Here is a 16732-nt window from a genome sequence, read left to right as displayed (position 1 = left end):
CTCCTTTTTGGATGGGGTGTTTCAGATGAAATCGATGGCCTTGAGGTAATCGGCGCCGCGTCGCAGCAGGGCCGGTGATTTTTCCGGGTAGCGGGCGCCCATCTGCCGTATCCCGGTCCGGGCGTTGTCGTGGCGGATCATCGAAATGTCGCCGATGTCCTCCTCGAATCCGTTGAGGTAGAAACCCAGCACGCCGAACAGCGCATTGTCGGGATCGACCCGGCCCAGCTGCCGCTGCCAGTCCGCCACGCTCACCAGCGAGAACTCCCGGCCGCTGTCGCGAAACGACGCCACGTAAGCGTCCCAGCTCAAAGGCTCGGGGTTGTGCAGGTTGAATACCGCCTGGTTCGGTTGGTAGCGGCTGGCATGAAAGGCGATGAAACGAGCCAGGAAATCCACGGGCATCAGGTCGAAATTGAGTGACAGGGCTGGCACCTGGCCCAGTTGGATCGAGCCCTTGAGCATCAGCATCAGGCGGTTTTTGTGGGGCTGGCAGACCCCCGTCAGGCTGTTGAAACTGATGTTGCCGGGGCGAAACAGATTGACCCGCACGCCCCGATCCCGGGCCCGTTGCAGGATCCGTTCACCGACCCATTTGGACAGGTTGTAGCCATTCTTGATGTAGATGGGCGGTGTCGGTGCGGCGGGTTGCTCCAGCACCTGACCGTCGTCGCCCAACGCGCTGGAGGCCGACAGGGTGGAGACGAAGTTGAAGATCTTCTTGCTGCGCCCTTCGCACAGACGCAGGCATTCGAAGATCGGCTCCACGTTGTCCCGCGCCAGCGACTCGTAATCGAGGACGTGATTGACGTGGGCGGCGTTGTGCACCAGCGCGCCGAAGGTGCGGTCGATGCGGGTGTAGACGTCGTCCGGCAGGCCCAACTGCGGCAGGGTGATGTCAGCGGCGTAGACGCTGACCCGGCTCAGGTCCAGATGAGCCAGGCGATTGTCCTGCAGGGCCTGGGAGAAGCGTTGTGCCGCGCTTTGCCCGGCGGACTCACGCACCAGGCAGGCGACTTCGGTGGCGCCCCAGGCCAGCAAGGCCTCGACGATGTGCACGCCGAGAAAACTGTTGGCCCCCGTCACCACCACCTTGTGCACATCACCGATCTGACTGATGGGCAGCGGATCGATGTTGAGTTCGGCTTCGGCATCGATGAAAGCCTGTGGGCTGAGTACCGATACATCCGTTGTTTCGGGACCGTCGAGTAATTTCGCCAGGGTGACCAGCGTGGGCGCTTCGATGAAGCGATTGATCGACAGGCTGCGACCGAAAGCCTGGTGGATGTTCAGCAGCATCTGCGACAGCAGGATCGAATGCCCGCCCAGGTTGAAGAAGCTTTCATCGATGGCGATGTCTTCGGCGGGCAGCTCCAGCAGCTCGGCCCACAGCTGCTGCAACTGTGCTTGCAGCTGGTTTTGTGGCTGCCGGTGCTGGCTATCGGACTGGACCTGCACCGACAGGGCGAGCAAGGCCCGGCGGTCGACCTTGCCGTTGCTGGTGTAGGGCAGGTTGGGTAGCTCGATGTAGGCACCAGGATGCATGTAACCGGGCAGCATCCGTTGCACATGCTCGCGCAAGGCCTGGAGTGCGGCACCGGGTCGGTCTTCCTGCGGATGGACGAGGAACGCGAGGATCCGTCGACGTTCATCCACACCGACCGCGACCTGACGGAACAACTGGCTTTCCCGCAGGCAATGCTCGATTTCCTCCGGTTCGACCCGAAAGCCGCGGATCTTCACCTGGTTGTCGCGACGGCCGCACAGTTCGATACCGTGCTCGGTCCACTGGCCGATATCACCGGTGCGATAAACCCGTAGCGTGCGCTCGCCGGGCAGCGACAGGTCGAGATAGCGGCTGGCGGTCAGCGTCGAGTCATTCAGATAGCCCAGACCGACACCAGGCCCGGCGATATAGAGTTCGCCCGGTGTACCTTCTGGGACCGGTTGCAGGTGTTCATCCAGGATCAGCACCCGACCGTTGGCAATGGGTACCCCCAGGTTGCGGTTGTTGTCGCCACCGGTGAATTGTCGCGTGGTGGCAAGCACGGTGGTTTCCGTCGGGCCGTAAATGTTGTGAAACCGGCACTGTGGCGCCAGGCGCTCCATCACGAACGGCTCGCAGACATCCCCGCCGGTGATCAGGTGCGTCAGGCCCAGCGGCTCCTCCAGGGGCATCACGCTCAGCAGCGCGGGCGGCAGGAAGGCATGGGTGACTTGTCGTGAGCGGATCAGCTCGACCAGTTGTCGCGGATCGCGACGTTGGTCTTCGCCGGGCACCACCAGCAGCGCTCCCTGGATGAAAGTCGGCAGGATATCCAGCAGCGATGCGTCGAAATTGATGGTGGAGAACTGCAACGCCCGGCTGTTGCGCTGCAACCCGACATGGTCGCCGTACCAGGCGCAGAAATGGCTAAGGTTACGATGACTGAGCAGCACACCCTTGGGTTGACCGGTGGTGCCCGAGGTATAGATCGCCACCGCCGGATCGTCGATGTCCACCCTGCGGCGGATCAGCGAGGCGGGGACATCCGGCCTGGCGGAGGGCAGCCGATGCACGTTCAGGGTGGGCACCGGGAGATCACCCAGGTCGGTGCTGCCGTCGTGCAGCAGCAGGTCGGCCCTGGCGTTCTCAAGGATGAAGCGTCGACGTTGCGCCGGATGTTGCGGGTCCAGTGGCAGGTACACGGCGCCACAGCCCAGCACCGCCAGAATAGCCGCGTACAACTGCGCCGATTTTGGCAGGCACAGCGCAATCACCGTTTGAGGGCTAGGCTGATGAAGAGAGGGCTGGTGGGAGCGAGGCTTGTGGGAGCAAGGCTTGCCGGCGATGAACGATGGCTCGGTCTGGTTGGGTACCGCTGTGTCAGTATCGCGGGCAAGCCTTGCTCCCACAGGCCTTGCGTCAACAGAGGCATGCGCCAACAGTTCCAGCATGGCGTGCTGCAACTTCAGCGCTTCGCTGCGCAAGGTTTTGTAGTCGGTCAGCTTGCCGTCGGCCCACAGCGCCGGTGACATGGCGTCATCGAGCATGCGTTGTTCGATGTCGTGCATCACCGGTACTTCGGCGGCGGCCAACAGCCACGGCACGGAGGCTCGATTGAGCCGGTGTTCGAAAGCCAGTGGCTCCAGTGCGTCGAGCCCATGTAAAGGCTGATCGACAACGTCGACATGGGGCGCCGGCCAGTGATCGAAGCAGGTAGCATCCCGGGATAGCTGACTGACCAGCCGAGCAGCGGTTTCGACCACTGTTGCCAGTGTATTCAGCCGCAAGGATTGACCGTTACCAAAGTTTTGCATGGCAACGGTTTCCTGGCATAGCAGGCGCTGGGCCCCGTCGTGGAACACCACGACGGGTTGCGGCAGCGCCTCGCCGGGCACCGTGCGCAATGCCACACGCACTTGAAGACAGGATCGGGCTTCAATGGCGCACTGCACCGTGCCGTCATCGATCAACAGGTCGACAGGTGATTGAGCATCCACGATCCCGTGACCGTGCATTTCAAGTTCTCGGGCCAATTCGGCCATGGCCTGGCTTGTGCCAGGCACTGCAATTTCGAGGCGTCTCATCGGGGGCTCCTCATGGGATCAGGTAATCGGCCAGCGCATCACGCACGCAGGGGGAGGCGAGCATCGAACTGCTGCGGAAAAATCGAGTGATGTTGCCCACCAGCGGGTGATAGCGATTGATGGGATAGGCCAGCGCGCTGGCTTCTTCGCGCAGCGACTGGCGCACCGATTCGTCGACGGGCAAGTGGGCGATCAGCTCGAAATCGAAGGCCTGCTGCAGGTCGCTCGCCAGGTACTGGGCGATGAAACCGGGCATCAGGCGCGCAATCGTCTCGCGGTCTTCTTCGCTAGCGGTGCGCCAGTACATCTGCACCAGACGCGTCCAGAACCCCGAGTGCCGACCCTCGTCCAGCAAGTGATCGGCCATCAACCCTTTGATCGACGCCTTGACCGAGTCGTCCCGGGCGAAGGCGGCTACTTCGTTGGTCACGGTGTTCTCGGCAATGGCGATGCAGATCAATTCGACGGCGCTGAGCAAGTGCTCCGGCGCCTGGGCCAGTGTCGCGGGGATGGCCCGGCTGAGTTCGATCTGTGTCGGCAATGGGATCGGTGCGATGCCGGTCATGTCGATGGTCTGCTGCATGAAATCCATTGCCACCAGCGCGTGATAATCCTCGTCCACCACCACGGTCATCGCGTCGTAGCGACAGGCGAACGGGAACTCGATGCCGAAGCGATTCTTGGCGATGCGCCGGGCGGTGTGGTCCACCAGTTCGGTCTCGAAGATCACCACGTCGTTGATGAACTTGTAGAGGCTCTGCACCAGCGCAAAGTCGCGCAGTTGTGGGCAGTGGCTGAGAAAGGTCTGGCTGTGCACCAGTGGTTGGCGACTCATCGGGAAAATCAGCTTGTCGTCGTTTTCGACACGGCGCCGTGGGCGGGTGCGGATCGTGGCGCGGCTTTCCCAGGTGTCGGCAAAAGATTGGTATTGGATGGCGTTCATGGCATCACCTGCGCGACCGGCTGGCTCATGCTTTCGCGCAGGCCGTCCCATAGGGCCGCGCGGCTGTGCACGGCGGCGAGCGCGGCGGATAACACCTCCATCTCGCGTTGCGGGTCGCCATCGATCAGCCGGGCCAGCAGTTTTTCCGCCGCCGGGCCGTGATCTTCGGAATCCACTTCGATGTGCCGTTGCAGGTAGTAACGGAACGTCGGCGCCTGGTCCAGGCCGATGCCCCAGGCATCCAACATGCGCTGAAACATCTGCGGGATGACGCTCTCGCGGCCGTGCACGAACGCAGCCGCCACGCTGTGGGCCGGGGCGTGCAGGGCGGTGTGCAGAGTCTGGCGAACGAACCGCGCCGCCGCCGGTTCGACTTCGACGCTGTCCAGTGCTGTGTCAGGGCTGACACCTTCCTGCTGCAGGGTGATGAATTGTTCAATCGCTCGGGTATCCGCACCGACCTCGCGCATGGCGTCCAGGTACAGTTCGAAGTGACTGCAGTACCCCGCACCCGGACGATCGTCCGATTCTTCTCCCAGGACGATCTCGTTGATCAGGCGAGCCGCATGCGGATCGGCCGGCGGCAGCCAGGGCAGATGGACGCAGGTCAATTCCCGCTGCAACCGTTTGGTCAGCGACATGAAGTCCCACACGGCAAACACATGGCTTTCCATAAAACGGCGCAACAGATCAATTGACGTTATTTCAGAAAAAACCGGATGTTGCCCAAGTTCACGCTTTTTCAGAAAAAGTTGTTCTTTGGTTGGCTGCATTGGAACGTCCTCATCAATGATGTTTGACCAGTAGGCGGCTCGATATTTAATCAAGGCGAGCGGGGGCCTGAACCGGAATCCATGAATAGCTAAAGTGTTTGCTTTACCAGCTGTGTCGGGCCTTGGGGCCTTTGTTTATCGGTGTTTGGTAAAAAAAATCGATCGTCGATAAAAGCTCGACAGCGAAAAACTAATACACGTAATAAGTAGGTCGCAAGAACTTTTTTTATTATTTTTAGTTGTGGTTTTATTGGGTGCGAAGAGGGGTATTAAAACTTTATTTATAAGTTTTATTGGGGCGAAGTTGCTCCTTCCGATGGAGGGCCATCAGAATCGAAAGTTCGAGTGAATGCCTCACTCGGAGCACTTCAGGGAACAGGAAATAAGGAAGTTTGTGTATTAAGGGAGGGATATCGGTCGGACACTCGATCATCCCGCCGGTTGGGCGACGCTCCTTGCGTGGTGGCTTCGATTCGCCTGGCTGACGGCCGGACGCTGACTTCTTCAGGTCTGTTTCTTGAATCGACAAACGCAAGAGTGAGCCCAAATCGACGGCAGTGCCATTAGGCCGACACGACGATGCGTCGCGTCCACGGCCAAGCCCGCCGTAGAGGCGGGAAGGCCGGTAGGAAGGATGTGTAAGAAAGTGATACGCGGGTCGATAGGCGGGTCAGCCTGGAGACTGCTCCAGGTACCGGCGAATGGTCACACAGGCTTTTTCCAGATGGCGCTCCAGCAGCGCCACTGCCTGATCGATATCTCTGGATGCCGCCGCTTCGAGCAGCGCGCGATGATCATCCTGGGTCAGCTTGCCCAGTCCCATGGAAGACAGGTGAAAGCGCAGGAAGCGCTCTTCTTCACTGAGTTCGCGCTCGATCAGGTCCAGCAGCTTGCTGTTGGGCGCCTTGTGGTAAAGCGACATGTGAAACAGCCGGTTGAGCCTGCCGATTTCACTGTGATCGGTCTGCGTTTCCAACTGATCGATATACCGGGCGGCCTGAGCCAGGTCATCGTCATCCAGCAGCGGAATCGACAGGCGCAGGGCGAATGCTTCCAGGACCGCGCGCAACGCATATGTTTCGATGGCGTTATTGGTGATCAACGGGGCGACCACGGCACCTTTGTGCTGGACCACGTTGAGCAGCGATTGGGCTTCGAGCTGACGCAACGCTTCTCGCACTGGCATACGGCTCACACCGAACAGGTCGGCCAGCTCCTGCTGGCGCAAGGCAGTGCCGCGAGGCAGGCGCCCGTCGAGGATGGCCTCGCGCAGGGAGGCTTCGATGATCGACCGTGCCTGAGCCGCAGGGACGGGTTTATTGACTTGGATAGTGCTTAACGGCTTGGGCTTCTGTGTCACGACAACGCACCTGACTGGTGTAACGAAATTGGATCCAAGCCAACACTAGTTACAGTTTGTCATGCCGTCAAAATCTCACGGCTCCGGTTCCTGAACTAAAGTTTAGCGTGTCCGCGGTGATTCCACCCTGCCATTGTTTTTTCCCGGGCCAGGCTTCACCATCCAACGATTTCCAACGGCCCTTTTCCGGACGTATTTCCCTTGGCTGCACCTTCCCCTGTCTGCAGGTCCTTGCGCTGGCTGTGTTCGGCATTGTTGCTGGCCGGCCTCATGCTGGGCGGCCTCAGGGCCGACTGGGACTTTGCCCAGATCAGCCGGCGGGCGCAGGCGCTGTACGGGCAGTTGGGCGAAGGGCAGCAGCGGATCGATGCCTGGCAGCAATTGCTGGCGACCCAGAAGCAGATTCCGGAACTGGAACAGCTCAAGGTGGTGAACCTGTTCTTCAACAAGCAGGTGCGCTACGTGGAAGACATCGACCTGTGGCGTGAAGTCGACTATTGGGAAACCCCGATCCAGGCCCTGTGGAAGGGCGCTGGCGACTGCGAGGACTACGCCATCGCCAAGTATTTCAGCCTGCGTCATCTCGGGGTGTCCAGTGACAAGCTGCGCATCACCTACGTCAAGGCGTTGCGGCAGAACCGTGCGCACATGGTGCTGACCTACTACGCCACCCCCGATGCAATGCCGTTGGTGCTCGACAGCCTGATCGACGGCATCCAGCCGGCCAGCCAGCGAACCGACCTGTTGCCGGTCTACTCTTTCAACGCCGAAGGGCTTTGGCTGCCGGGCACCAAGGGCAACAAGAAAGTGAGTGATACCAAGCGCCTGTCCCGGTGGCAGGATGTATTGAAGAAAATGCAGGCCGAAGGTTTTCCGGTCGAGACTAACTAGGAGCGCGCGCTCAGATGTCCCTGTTCAAACAGCTGTTGATCGCTATCTGTCTGTTCCTGGTGGTTGCCTTCAGCGGCAGCTTCATGGTCAGCCTGGAGAGCTCGCGGGCCCAGTACGTCAACCAGTTGCGCTCCCACGCCCAGGACGCGGCCACGGCGCTGGCGCTGTCGCTGACGCCGAACATCGATGACCCGGCGATGGTGGAGCTGATGGTCAGCTCGATTTTCGATAGCGGCTACTACGCCAGCATCCGCGTGGTCGATGTGGCCACCGACAAGACCCTCGTCGAGCGCACCGGCGTGCCGGATGCTGGCAGCGTGCCGCAATGGTTCGTCAAGCTCATTGGTCTGGAGCCGGCCGGTGGCGACGCGATTGTCAGTCGTGGCTGGGAGCAGGCGGCGCGGGTCGAAGTGGTCAGCCATCCGATGTTTGCTCTCGCCAAGCTCTGGCAGAGTGCGCTGGGCAGCCTGGGCTGGCTGTTGCTGTGTGGCGCCATCAGTGCAGTGCTGGGAGCCTTGCTGCTGCGACGTCAGCTCAAGCCGCTGGATTATATGGTGCACCAGTCCCACGCCATCGCCCGCCGCGAGTTCCTGAGCCTGCCGGAGCTGCCGCGTACCCCCGAACTGCGTCGCGTGGTACAGGCCATGAACCAGATGGTCGAGAAGCTCAAGGCGCTGTTCGAGGAGCAGGCCGAGCGCAGTGAAAAACTGCGGATCGAATCCTACCAGGACACGCTCACGGGCCTGGCCAACCGGCGCTACTTCGAAATGCAGCTCAATGCCCGAGTGAGCAGCTCCGAGCAGGCCAGTTCCGGTTATCTGTTGCTGCTGCGGGTCAGGGATCTGGCTGGCCTGAACCAGCGATTGGGCGGGCAGCGTACCGACCAACTGCTTAAAGCGGTGGGCGAGCAATTGCTGCGCGAAAGTGCCCGCTACCCTGAAACCCAGAATCTGGTGACACGCATCCGCGGTGGCGAATTCGCTGTGCTGGCCCCGGGACTGGTACGTGAGGAAGCCGTGCAGCTGGCGCAGAACCTCGAAGGCGCGCTGGCGAGTCTGCATGCCACGGGGGCGACCGACGTGGCGTCGGTGGCGTCCATCGGACTGGCGCCGTTTGTCCACGGCGACTCCCCACAAGCGGTGCTCCAGCTTGGCGACCAGGCGTTGGCTCAGGCCGAAAGCCAGGGCGAACCGGGTTGGGCTTGCCTGGAACACAGTGCATCGGTCAGCGTCGGCGACGATCACCATGCCTGGCACACATGGCTGGACGTGGCGTTGAACAATCAACGGTTCGAGCTGTACTTCCAGCCGGTGGTGGCGGCCCAGGACACCCAGGTGGTCCTGCATTACAAAGTGCTTTCCCGGCTGTTGGACGAGCAGGGCCAGACCATCCCCGCCGGGCGTTTCCTGCCCTGGCTGGAGCGTTTTGGCTGGACCGCGCGGTTGGACCGCCTGATGCTTGAGCAGGTGCTCAAACAGATGGTCGAGCACGAACACGCCCTGGCGTTGAACCTGTCCTCAGCCACCCTGGCCGACTCTCAGGCATTGAATAAAATCTTCGAAATTCTGCGCTCCCATTCCAACCTTGGGCCACGCCTGACCCTGGAGATCGGCGAAGAGCAATTGCCGGAGCAAGCGGTACTGGAGCAGTTGACCCGACGCCTGCGCGAACTCGGTTTCTCCCTGAGCCTGCAACGTTTCGGTGGTCGATTCAGCATGATCGGCAACCTCTCGCGGTTGGGGCTGGCTTACCTGAAGATCGACGGCAGCTACATCCGCGCCATCGATCAGGAAAGCGACAAGCGCCTGTTCATCGAAGCCATCCAGCGCGCCGCCCACAGTATCGATCTGCCGCTGATTGCCGAGCGGGTAGAGACTGAGGGGGAGCTGGCGGTGATCCGCGAAATGGGCTTGTTCGGGGTGCAGGGGCAGTTGATTGGGGAGCCCGGGCGCTGGGTTTAAGGCCTGGTAGCGGTGTTGCCGGTCAGTCGATTATCGCGAGCAGGATCGCTCCCACATGGGATGGTGTTGTCGCAAATACTTTGTTCACACCGAACCAATGTGGGAGCGAGCCTGCTCGCGATGAGGCCAGCCCTGACGCAGATGAATCAGGCCTAGATCAACCCTTTCTCATCATCATCGATCAACCGGCTCAACCCACCCAATGCTTCCCGGGCCTGGCTGCGATCCATCAGCTTGGCCTGGGCCGCCGCTGGCAGATCGGTGACACGGATGACACCTTTGGCGGTCAGAACCTGGATCAGGTCGTCGAGCACCCGGATCATCTCCAGGTCGCTCTGCTTTAGCTGCTTGAGGCTGTTTTCTACCGCCTGGTTGGCGAACCAGTCCTGGATCTCGTGATTGTCGGCCGGCAGGGTTTCGGTGGCCTCGGCATAAGCGTTGGCTTCAACGCGTACCAGCAGGCCTTGCGCATCGCGTTGCACATAGAACATCGGGCATCCCTCATGTATGAAGCGGCATCATGCTGGGCAGCATAGGCCAACTGTGGGGGAAGTATGAACACTTATACCATGGCGAGGGAGCCAGCTCCCTCGCCATGGTTCGGTGACAGCGTCAGCTGTTGTTGTGATCGACCTTGATGGTCGGGTCGCTGCCGGCGATCAACGTGTTCAGATTGACGTTCGACCAGTTGTTGCCTTCGAGCTTGATCGTCACGTCCGGCGTGGCCGGTGCACCGTTGGCAGCATTGAACTGGCCGGTAGTGCTGACCTGCAACGACGACACACCGTCGACCGTGGTGATCTTCAGGAAGTGATCGATGGTGCTGCCGGTTTCACCCTGCAACAGATCCCGCAGGTCGATCCGGTCGCCATCGGCGGCCTTGAAGTCCTTGATCACGTCGGTGCCGGTATCGCCGGCTTTCCAGACAAACGTGTCGCCGCCCAGGCCACCGATCAAGGTGTCGTTGCCTTTGCCGCCGATCAGGATGTCGTTGCCGCTGCCACCGAGCAGGATGTCATTGCCCTTGCCACCGTCGAGCAAATCGTTACCGCCCTGGCCGAAGATAATGTCATTGCCGGCGCCGCCCAACAGCGTGTCGTTGCCATCGTGGGCACCGGACACGTCGAATGCGGTGTAGTGCTCGGTGATGTACTGGTGCACGTTGGCGGTGGTGACCTTGCTGACGTCGACGCCGCTTTGCTGGGCCACGAACGACTGGATGGCCTGATAACCCTCGCCAGCGATGCCGTTGAAGCTCACCAGGTCGCCGAACAGGATGTCGTTGCCGTCGGCGCCATTGACCGTGTCGGAGCCCGGGAGCGTCGCTTCGGTATGGCCAATGATGGAGTTGGCCAGGTCTTTGGGGTCGATGTTGGTCTGCGGCTTGCCATCGGAGTCGTACGGCTTGAGATCGGTCAGGGTGACGTCCTTGTTCAAGCCGATCGCTTCCACGCCCGACACCGAGCTCAGCAGCGCGAAAGCGCTGAGAGAGTTGCTGGTGGTGGTCGAGTCGGTGCTGCTGCCGGTACCGTCGCGGTACGACAGTTCGTAGGTACCGTCCCCTTGGGCGCGCAACGTGCCCAGGGATTCCTCGCTCCAGTAGCCGCCCCAGGATTTTTTCCAGGTCAGCAACGAGACATTGCCGGACTCGTCGACTTGCACACGGTGGGTGCTGTCCAGGTCGGCGCTGAACGTCTGGCCCAACTTGTAATTGGTCGTGGTGATCAGGCTGTCGAGCTTCACGCCGTTATAGAGGTCGGGGTTCGTCTGCTCGCCGGCCTGGTAGAACGTCGGCTGGCCATCGGTGATGAAGTACGTCAGGTTCTTCGCCCCGGTGTTGCTCGTGGCCTCGGTGCTCTTGAACCAGTTGGCCGTGGTCTTGAACACGTCTTCGTAGTTGGTACCGCCGCCGGACATCATGGAGTCCAGGACGTTCTTGAGCAGGGTCAGTGCATTCGGGTCCTTGAGGTTGACCGAAACGGTTTTGTTCACCTGGCGGTCGAAGTCCGCCAGGAAGATGTTCACCGTGCCCGAGTTGTTGCCCATGCTCTGCTTGAGGGTGTTGAACACCGATGTCAGCGAGTTCTTGGCGGCAGTCAGGGACGACTCGCTCATGCTGCCGGAGCTGTCGACCATGAAAGCGATGTTGTAGTTGACGCCCGGTACCACGGTCAGACCGCCGATGTCGGCGACAATCACGTCGTTGCCGTCGGTGCCCGTGAAATTGTCGCTGCCGGAGGTGGCGGTGGCCGCGTTGTAGACCGCCGGATGCACCGTTACCGGGATCTGCGCGGTGGTGACCGCCGATCCGCCAAGGGCTTCGGTGGAGGTCGACGTCACGGTCAGGTTGATCTGGCCGTTGAAGTAGGACGGAGGCGTCAGCTTGAGGCTGCCCAGGTTCCAGCCCGTGACCGAGGCTTCGCCATTGGCGCCCACGGTCGCGGTGTGGCCGGCGCCGTCGCTCAGCACACTGCCTTGCGGCATGCCGCCGATCTTCACGCTCAGGCTTTCGGAACCGTCGGTATCGGTCAGGGCGGTGGTGATCTTCGACAGATTCACGCTGCCACTTTCGGCGCCTTCGTTGAGCTTGAAGCCGTCGTAGTAGCCTTCGCCATTGGTGCCGTGCAGATCGGAAACGGTCACACCGGCATTTACCAGGTCTGTTACGCCGGTGTACAGCGGTACGCCAGCGCTGTTCAGGTCGACGGGAGTGCTGCCGTTGACCGACAGGTTCACGTCATAGCTGCCTGGTCCGCTCTGGTTGTGGTGGTAGATGTCCAGGGTGTAATAGCCACTGGTGGTCGGCGTGAACGAGCCGTTCAGCTTACCGCCAGCGCCCCAGGTCGCTGATGCCACGTCCTTGCCGCCAATGGTGACCAGCAGGCTGTCATCGGCGGTCCCGCTGAAGGTATAGGTCTTGCCGGCTTCGAGGAAAATCAGGCCGGAGGTTTTCGAAGCCGTACCGACGTTGACGTTGCTGTCGGACTGCACGTTGGTCACGGTGGTGCTGCTGTTCGGCGTGCCAGCGGAATCGATCACCGACTTGAGCGTGCCGGACGGCGCGCCGCTGCCATCGGTGCCCAGCCCCGACAGATTGGTCCAGACTTCCTTGACCAGGCCGGTGGAGGTCACATTGTTGCCGGCCACGTTCAGCGTCGGCGCATCGGCCACTGGCGTGATGTCGATCTTCACGGTGCCGGTGTTGCCCAGCGTCTGGCCATCGGTTGGCTGGAACTGGATCTGCGCGTAGTCGGACTTCTGATCGCCCACGCCGCTCGGGTTGCCATTGGCACCGGATTCGTTGACGTCCGGCGTGAAGCGCAGTTTGCCGCCGTCGATGTCGGCCTTGGTGAAGGTCTGGTTGTTGGTCACGTCTTTCCAGGTCGTACCGTCCAGGTACTGCAGCTTGCCGTCGCTCGGCAGGCCGGTGATTTTCACACCCAGGTTTGCACTGGCGCTGTCCACGTCGCTGACGCCAAAGCTCGACCAGCCGAGGACCAGCGAAGTGTCTTCGGTGCCGGTCACCGAACCACCGGCAGCCACCGGCGCATCGTTGACGCCGACCACGTTTACGGTGGTGGTGGCGGTGTTGGAGTAGCTGGAGCCGTCGGTCACCGTCACGGTGATGATGCGCGGCACGGTGCTCGGATCATCGCTGTTGTTGATGAAGGTGATGTTCTTGATCTGCTGCATGTAGTCAGCCAGCGTCGCATTACCCGACAGTGTCAGGGTGACCGTGCCATTGGTGCTGTTGGCGTTGATGCTGATGCCATTGACGCTGTTGCCCAGGTTCAGCGCATCGCCGGGCTGACGGTTGGTCAGCACGATGGTGGCGCCGGTCAGCATGGTGCTGTCCGGGTCGGTGATTTTCAGGTCGGTGTCGGCGATCGACACACCAGGGCCAGGGGTGCCTTCGGTGAAGGTCACCTGGTAGTCGGCGCCGGTCTTGCCGCTGGAGTTGTTGGCGTCCAGGTCGAGCACCGGGGCCGCGTCGTTGTCGATGATCGACGTGCTGACGCTGCCATTGGTGCCGCTGACGGCCAGGTGCTCGAAATTGCCGCCGGTGGCCGAGTCGATCTTGACCACGAAGTTTTCCGTACCTTCGGTGATCTTGTCGTCCAGCGTCGCCACGTTGAAGGTGGCGCTGGTGGCGTTGGCCGGGATCTTCACGGTATAGACGCCAGTGAAATCCGTGCCGTCGGCGGCAGTGCCACTGTAGACGATCTTGACTGTCACCTCGGTCTGCGCCGGGTTCGTCAGGTTGACGGTATAGGTAGCGGTCTGGCCTTCAGTGACCGATGTGCTGCCGCTGATGCTGACGGTGGTGCTGTCGACGGTATCGGTAACAGTGGTAACTGCTGGGGCAGTGCTTGGCACCAGGTGCTCGAAGTTGCCGCCCGTAGCATTCTGGATCGTCGCCTGGACACTGCCGGCGTCTTTGTAGACGTCGTCCTTCGGTGCGTCGACGGTGACGGTACCGGTGGTTTTGCCGGCATCGATGGTGATCACTGCGCCGTTGCTCAGGGTCACGGTCACTGGTGAACCGGCTGCATTGGTCAGGGTCGCGGTGTAGGTGATCTGACCGCCCTCGGCAACCGAACCGGTGGCGCTCAGGCTCAGGCCGGTGGTGTCCTGGGTATCGGTGACGGTGGTGTCAGCCGTTTTGCCGTCAATGGCGAGATGCTCGTAATTACCGCCTTTCGCGTCGTCGATCTTGACGCTCAGGTTGTCGCCGCCCGCGAGGGCGTCGTTTGGCGCGGTGAAGTTCACAGTGCCGGAGCTTGCGCCCACCGGGATGGTGATGGTCTGGCCGTTCGACAGGGTGACTACCAATGGCGCGCCGGTAACCGGTGCGTCCACCGAAGCGGTGTAGACGACGGTGCCGCCTTCAGCGACGTTCGACGTAGCGGTCAGGCTCACGGTCGAGGTATCGACGGTGTCGGTGACATCGGTGACAGCCGGCGTGGTGCTCGGCACCAGGTGCTCGAAGTTACCGCCCGTGGCATTGTCGATGGTGACTTCGACTTTGCCGGCGTCTTTGTAAACGTCGTCCTTTGGTGCGTCGACGGTGACGGTGCCGGTGGTTTTGCCGGCGTCGATGGTGATCACTGCACCGTTGCTCAGGGTCACGGTCACTGGCGACCCGGCTGCATTGGTCAGGGTCGCGGTGTAGGTGATCTGACCGCCCTCGGCAACCGAACCGGTGGCGCTCAGGCTCAGGCCGGTAGTGTCCGCCGAATCGGTGATCGTGGTGACCGCAGGCGTGGTGCTCGGCACCAGATTCTCGAAGTTGCCGCCGGTTGCGCCGGTGATCGTAGTGCTGACAGTGCTGCCGTTGTTGTAGACGTCATTGGCCGGGGTGTCGACGGCGACGGAGCCCGTGGTCTGCCCAGCAGCAATGGTGATGACCGCGCCGTTGCTCAAGGTCACGGTGACCGGTGTTTGCGCTGGGTTGGTCAGCGTGGCGGTATAAGTAATCTGGCCGCCTTCGGTGATGGTTTCGCTGGCGCTGAGCGTCAGGCCGGTAGTGTCTGCCGAATCGGTGATCGTGGTGACCGCAGGCGTAGTGCTCGGCACCAGGTTTTCGAAGTTGCCGCCGGTTGCGCCAGTGATAGTAGTGCTGACAGTGCTGCCGTTGTTGTAAACGTCGTTCGCTGGGGTGTCGACTGCGACGGAGCCAGTGGTTTGACCAGCCGCGATGGTAATGACCGCGCCGTTGCTCAAGGTGACGGTGACCGGTGTCTGCGCTGGGTTGGTCAGCGTGGCGGTGTAGGTGATCTGACCGCCTTCGGTGATGGTTTCGCTGGCGCTGAGCGTCAGGCCGGTAGTGTCTGCCGAATCGGTGATCGTGGTAACCGCAGGCGTGGTGCTCGGTACCAGGTTTTCGAAGTTACCGCCGGTTGCGCCGGTGATGGTGGTGCTGACAGTGCTGCCGTTGTTGTAGACGTCGTTCGCTGGTGTATCGACGGCCACAGTGCCGGTAGTTTGGCCGGCCGCGATGGTGATGACCGCGCCGTTGCTCAAGGTGACGGTCACCGGCGTTTGCGCCGGGTTAGTCAGGGTCGCGGTGTAGGTGATCTGACCGCCTTCGGTGATGGTTTCGCTGGCGCTCAGCGTCAGGCCGGTAGTGTCCGCCGAATCAGTGATTGTGGTGACCGCAGGCGTGGTGCTCGGCACCAGATTTTCGAAGTTGCCGCCGGTCGCACCGGTAATGGTGGTGCTGACGGTGCTGCCGTTGTTGTAAACGTCGTTGGCTGGGGTGTCGACAGCCACCGAGCCAGTGGTTTGACCAGCCGCGATGGTGATGACCGAGCCATTGCTCAAGGTCACGGTGACCGGTGTCTGCGCTGGATTGGTCAGCGTGGCGGTATAAGTAATCTGACCGCCTTCGGTCACTTCAGTGGAAGCCGACAAGGTCAAGCCAGTGGTATCAGCCGAATCGGTGATCGTGGTGACCGCAGGTGTAGTGCTCGGTACCAGGTTTTCGAAGTTACCGCCGGTTGCACCGGTGATAGTGGTGCTGACGGTGCTGCCGTTGTTGTAGACGTCATTGGCCGGGGTATCGACGGCCACAGTGCCGGTAGTTTGGCCAGCCGCAATGGTGATGACCGCGCCGTTGCTCAGGGTGACGGTGACCGGTGTCTGCGCTGGGTTGGTCAGCGTGGCGGTGTAGGTGATCTGACCGCCTTCTGTCACTTCGGTAGACGCCGACAAGGTCAGGCCAGTGGTGTCCGCCGAGTCGGTGATCGTGGTCACCGCAGGCGTGGTGTTCGGTACCAGATTCTCGAAGTTACCGCCGGTTGCGCCAGTGATGGTAGTGCTGACAGTGCTGCCGTTGTTGTAAACGTCGTTGGCTGGGGTGTCGACGTTAATGGAACCGGTGGTCTGGCCGGCAGCGATAATGATGATCGCGCCGTTGCTCAAGGTCACGGTGACTGGCGTCTGCGCCGGGTTGGTCAGCGTAGCGGTGTAGGTGATCTGACCGCCCTCTGTCACTTCGGTAGAAGCAGACAGGGTCAGGCCAGTGGTATCCGACGAATCGGTGATCATGGTCACCGCAGGCGTGGTGCTCGGCACCAGGTTTTCGAAGTTACCGCCGGTTGCACCAGTGATCGTAGTGCTGACACTGCTGCCGTTGTTGTAGACATCGTTCGCTGGCGTATCGATGTTGACGGAGCCGGTGGTTTGGCCCGCCGCAATGGTGATGACCGCGCCNTTGCTCAAGGTCACGGTG

Annotated in this window: 7 protein-coding genes and 1 pseudogene; 2 read left to right on the top strand and 6 right to left on the bottom strand. The window is 61.3% G+C overall.

From position 1 onward, the window contains the following. Positions 1-21 precede the first annotated feature (21 nt). The 4 genes from AD666_RS12110 to AD666_RS12095 all read right to left on the bottom strand — a co-directional run bounded on the left by AD666_RS12110 (position 22) and on the right by AD666_RS12095 (position 6646). Positions 22-3570, bottom strand: coding sequence for a non-ribosomal peptide synthetase (locus AD666_RS12110; protein ID WP_053151996.1), 3549 nt, complete (start codon positions 3568-3570; stop codon positions 22-24). Positions 3571-3580: 10 nt separating this feature from the next. Beyond that, positions 3581-4513: a diiron oxygenase gene (locus tag AD666_RS12105; RefSeq protein WP_053151994.1), complete on the bottom strand. Its 933-nt coding sequence runs from the start codon at positions 4511-4513 to the stop codon at positions 3581-3583. Continuing rightward, positions 4510-5286 carry a DUF3050 domain-containing protein gene (locus tag AD666_RS12100; RefSeq protein ID WP_053151992.1) on the bottom strand — a complete coding sequence of 259 codons (777 nt, stop codon included), beginning with the start codon at positions 5284-5286 and terminating at the stop codon, positions 4510-4512. Before AD666_RS12100 ends, AD666_RS12105 begins: the two co-directional genes overlap by 4 nt. A gap of 670 nt (positions 5287-5956) precedes the next feature. After that, a complete protein-coding gene (locus AD666_RS12095; RefSeq protein WP_053151990.1) occupies positions 5957-6646 on the bottom strand; it encodes a GntR family transcriptional regulator in 690 nt (229 codons plus the stop codon). Positions 6647-6916: 270 nt separating this feature from the next. On the opposite strand from AD666_RS12095, the gene lapG reads away from it, so the two are divergent. Both lapG and lapD read left to right on the top strand, forming a co-directional pair. Next, positions 6917-7537 carry a cysteine protease LapG gene (gene lapG, locus AD666_RS12090; protein WP_371259583.1) on the top strand — a complete coding sequence of 207 codons (621 nt, stop codon included), beginning with the start codon at positions 6917-6919 and terminating at the stop codon, positions 7535-7537. Positions 7538-7551: 14 nt separating this feature from the next. Beyond that, complete coding sequence (gene lapD, locus AD666_RS12085) at positions 7552-9498, top strand: cyclic di-GMP receptor LapD (protein ID WP_053151986.1); 1947 nt, start codon at positions 7552-7554, stop codon at positions 9496-9498. Between the two features lie 152 nt (positions 9499-9650). Here lapD and AD666_RS12080 read toward each other — a convergent pair whose 3' ends face one another. Further along, positions 9651-9989 (bottom strand): hypothetical protein, encoded by a 339-nt coding sequence (locus AD666_RS12080; RefSeq protein ID WP_053151984.1) that lies wholly within the window; start codon positions 9987-9989, stop codon positions 9651-9653. A 121-nt stretch (positions 9990-10110) separates the two neighbouring features. Further along, positions 10111-16728: pseudogene (locus AD666_RS12075) on the bottom strand (LapA family giant adhesin); the annotation flags it as partial. Positions 16729-16732 lie beyond the last annotated feature (4 nt).

This window comes from Pseudomonas sp. Pf153 (genome assembly GCF_001269775.1).
GTDB lineage: Bacteria > Pseudomonadota > Gammaproteobacteria > Pseudomonadales > Pseudomonadaceae > Aquipseudomonas > Aquipseudomonas uvaldensis.
Note: the sequence above shows the minus strand (reverse complement) of the source record. Positions and strands in the feature narration are given on the sequence as shown.

What these genes read in the sequence shown, in the direction of transcription:
- AD666_RS12110 (WP_053151996.1), bottom strand. Translation starts at nt 3,570, where the DNA reads ATGAGACGCCTCGAAATTGCAGTGCCTGGCACAAGCCAGGCCATGGCC.
- AD666_RS12105 (WP_053151994.1), bottom strand. Translation starts at nt 4,513, where the DNA reads ATGAACGCCATCCAATACCAATCTTTTGCCGACACCTGGGAAAGCCGC.
- AD666_RS12100 (WP_053151992.1), bottom strand. Translation starts at nt 5,286, where the DNA reads ATGCAGCCAACCAAAGAACAACTTTTTCTGAAAAAGCGTGAACTTGGG.
- lapG (WP_371259583.1), top strand. Translation starts at nt 6,917, where the DNA reads ATGCTGGGCGGCCTCAGGGCCGACTGGGACTTTGCCCAGATCAGCCGG.
- lapD (WP_053151986.1), top strand. Translation starts at nt 7,552, where the DNA reads ATGTCCCTGTTCAAACAGCTGTTGATCGCTATCTGTCTGTTCCTGGTG.
- AD666_RS12080 (WP_053151984.1), bottom strand. Translation starts at nt 9,989, where the DNA reads ATGTTCTATGTGCAACGCGATGCGCAAGGCCTGCTGGTACGCGTTGAA.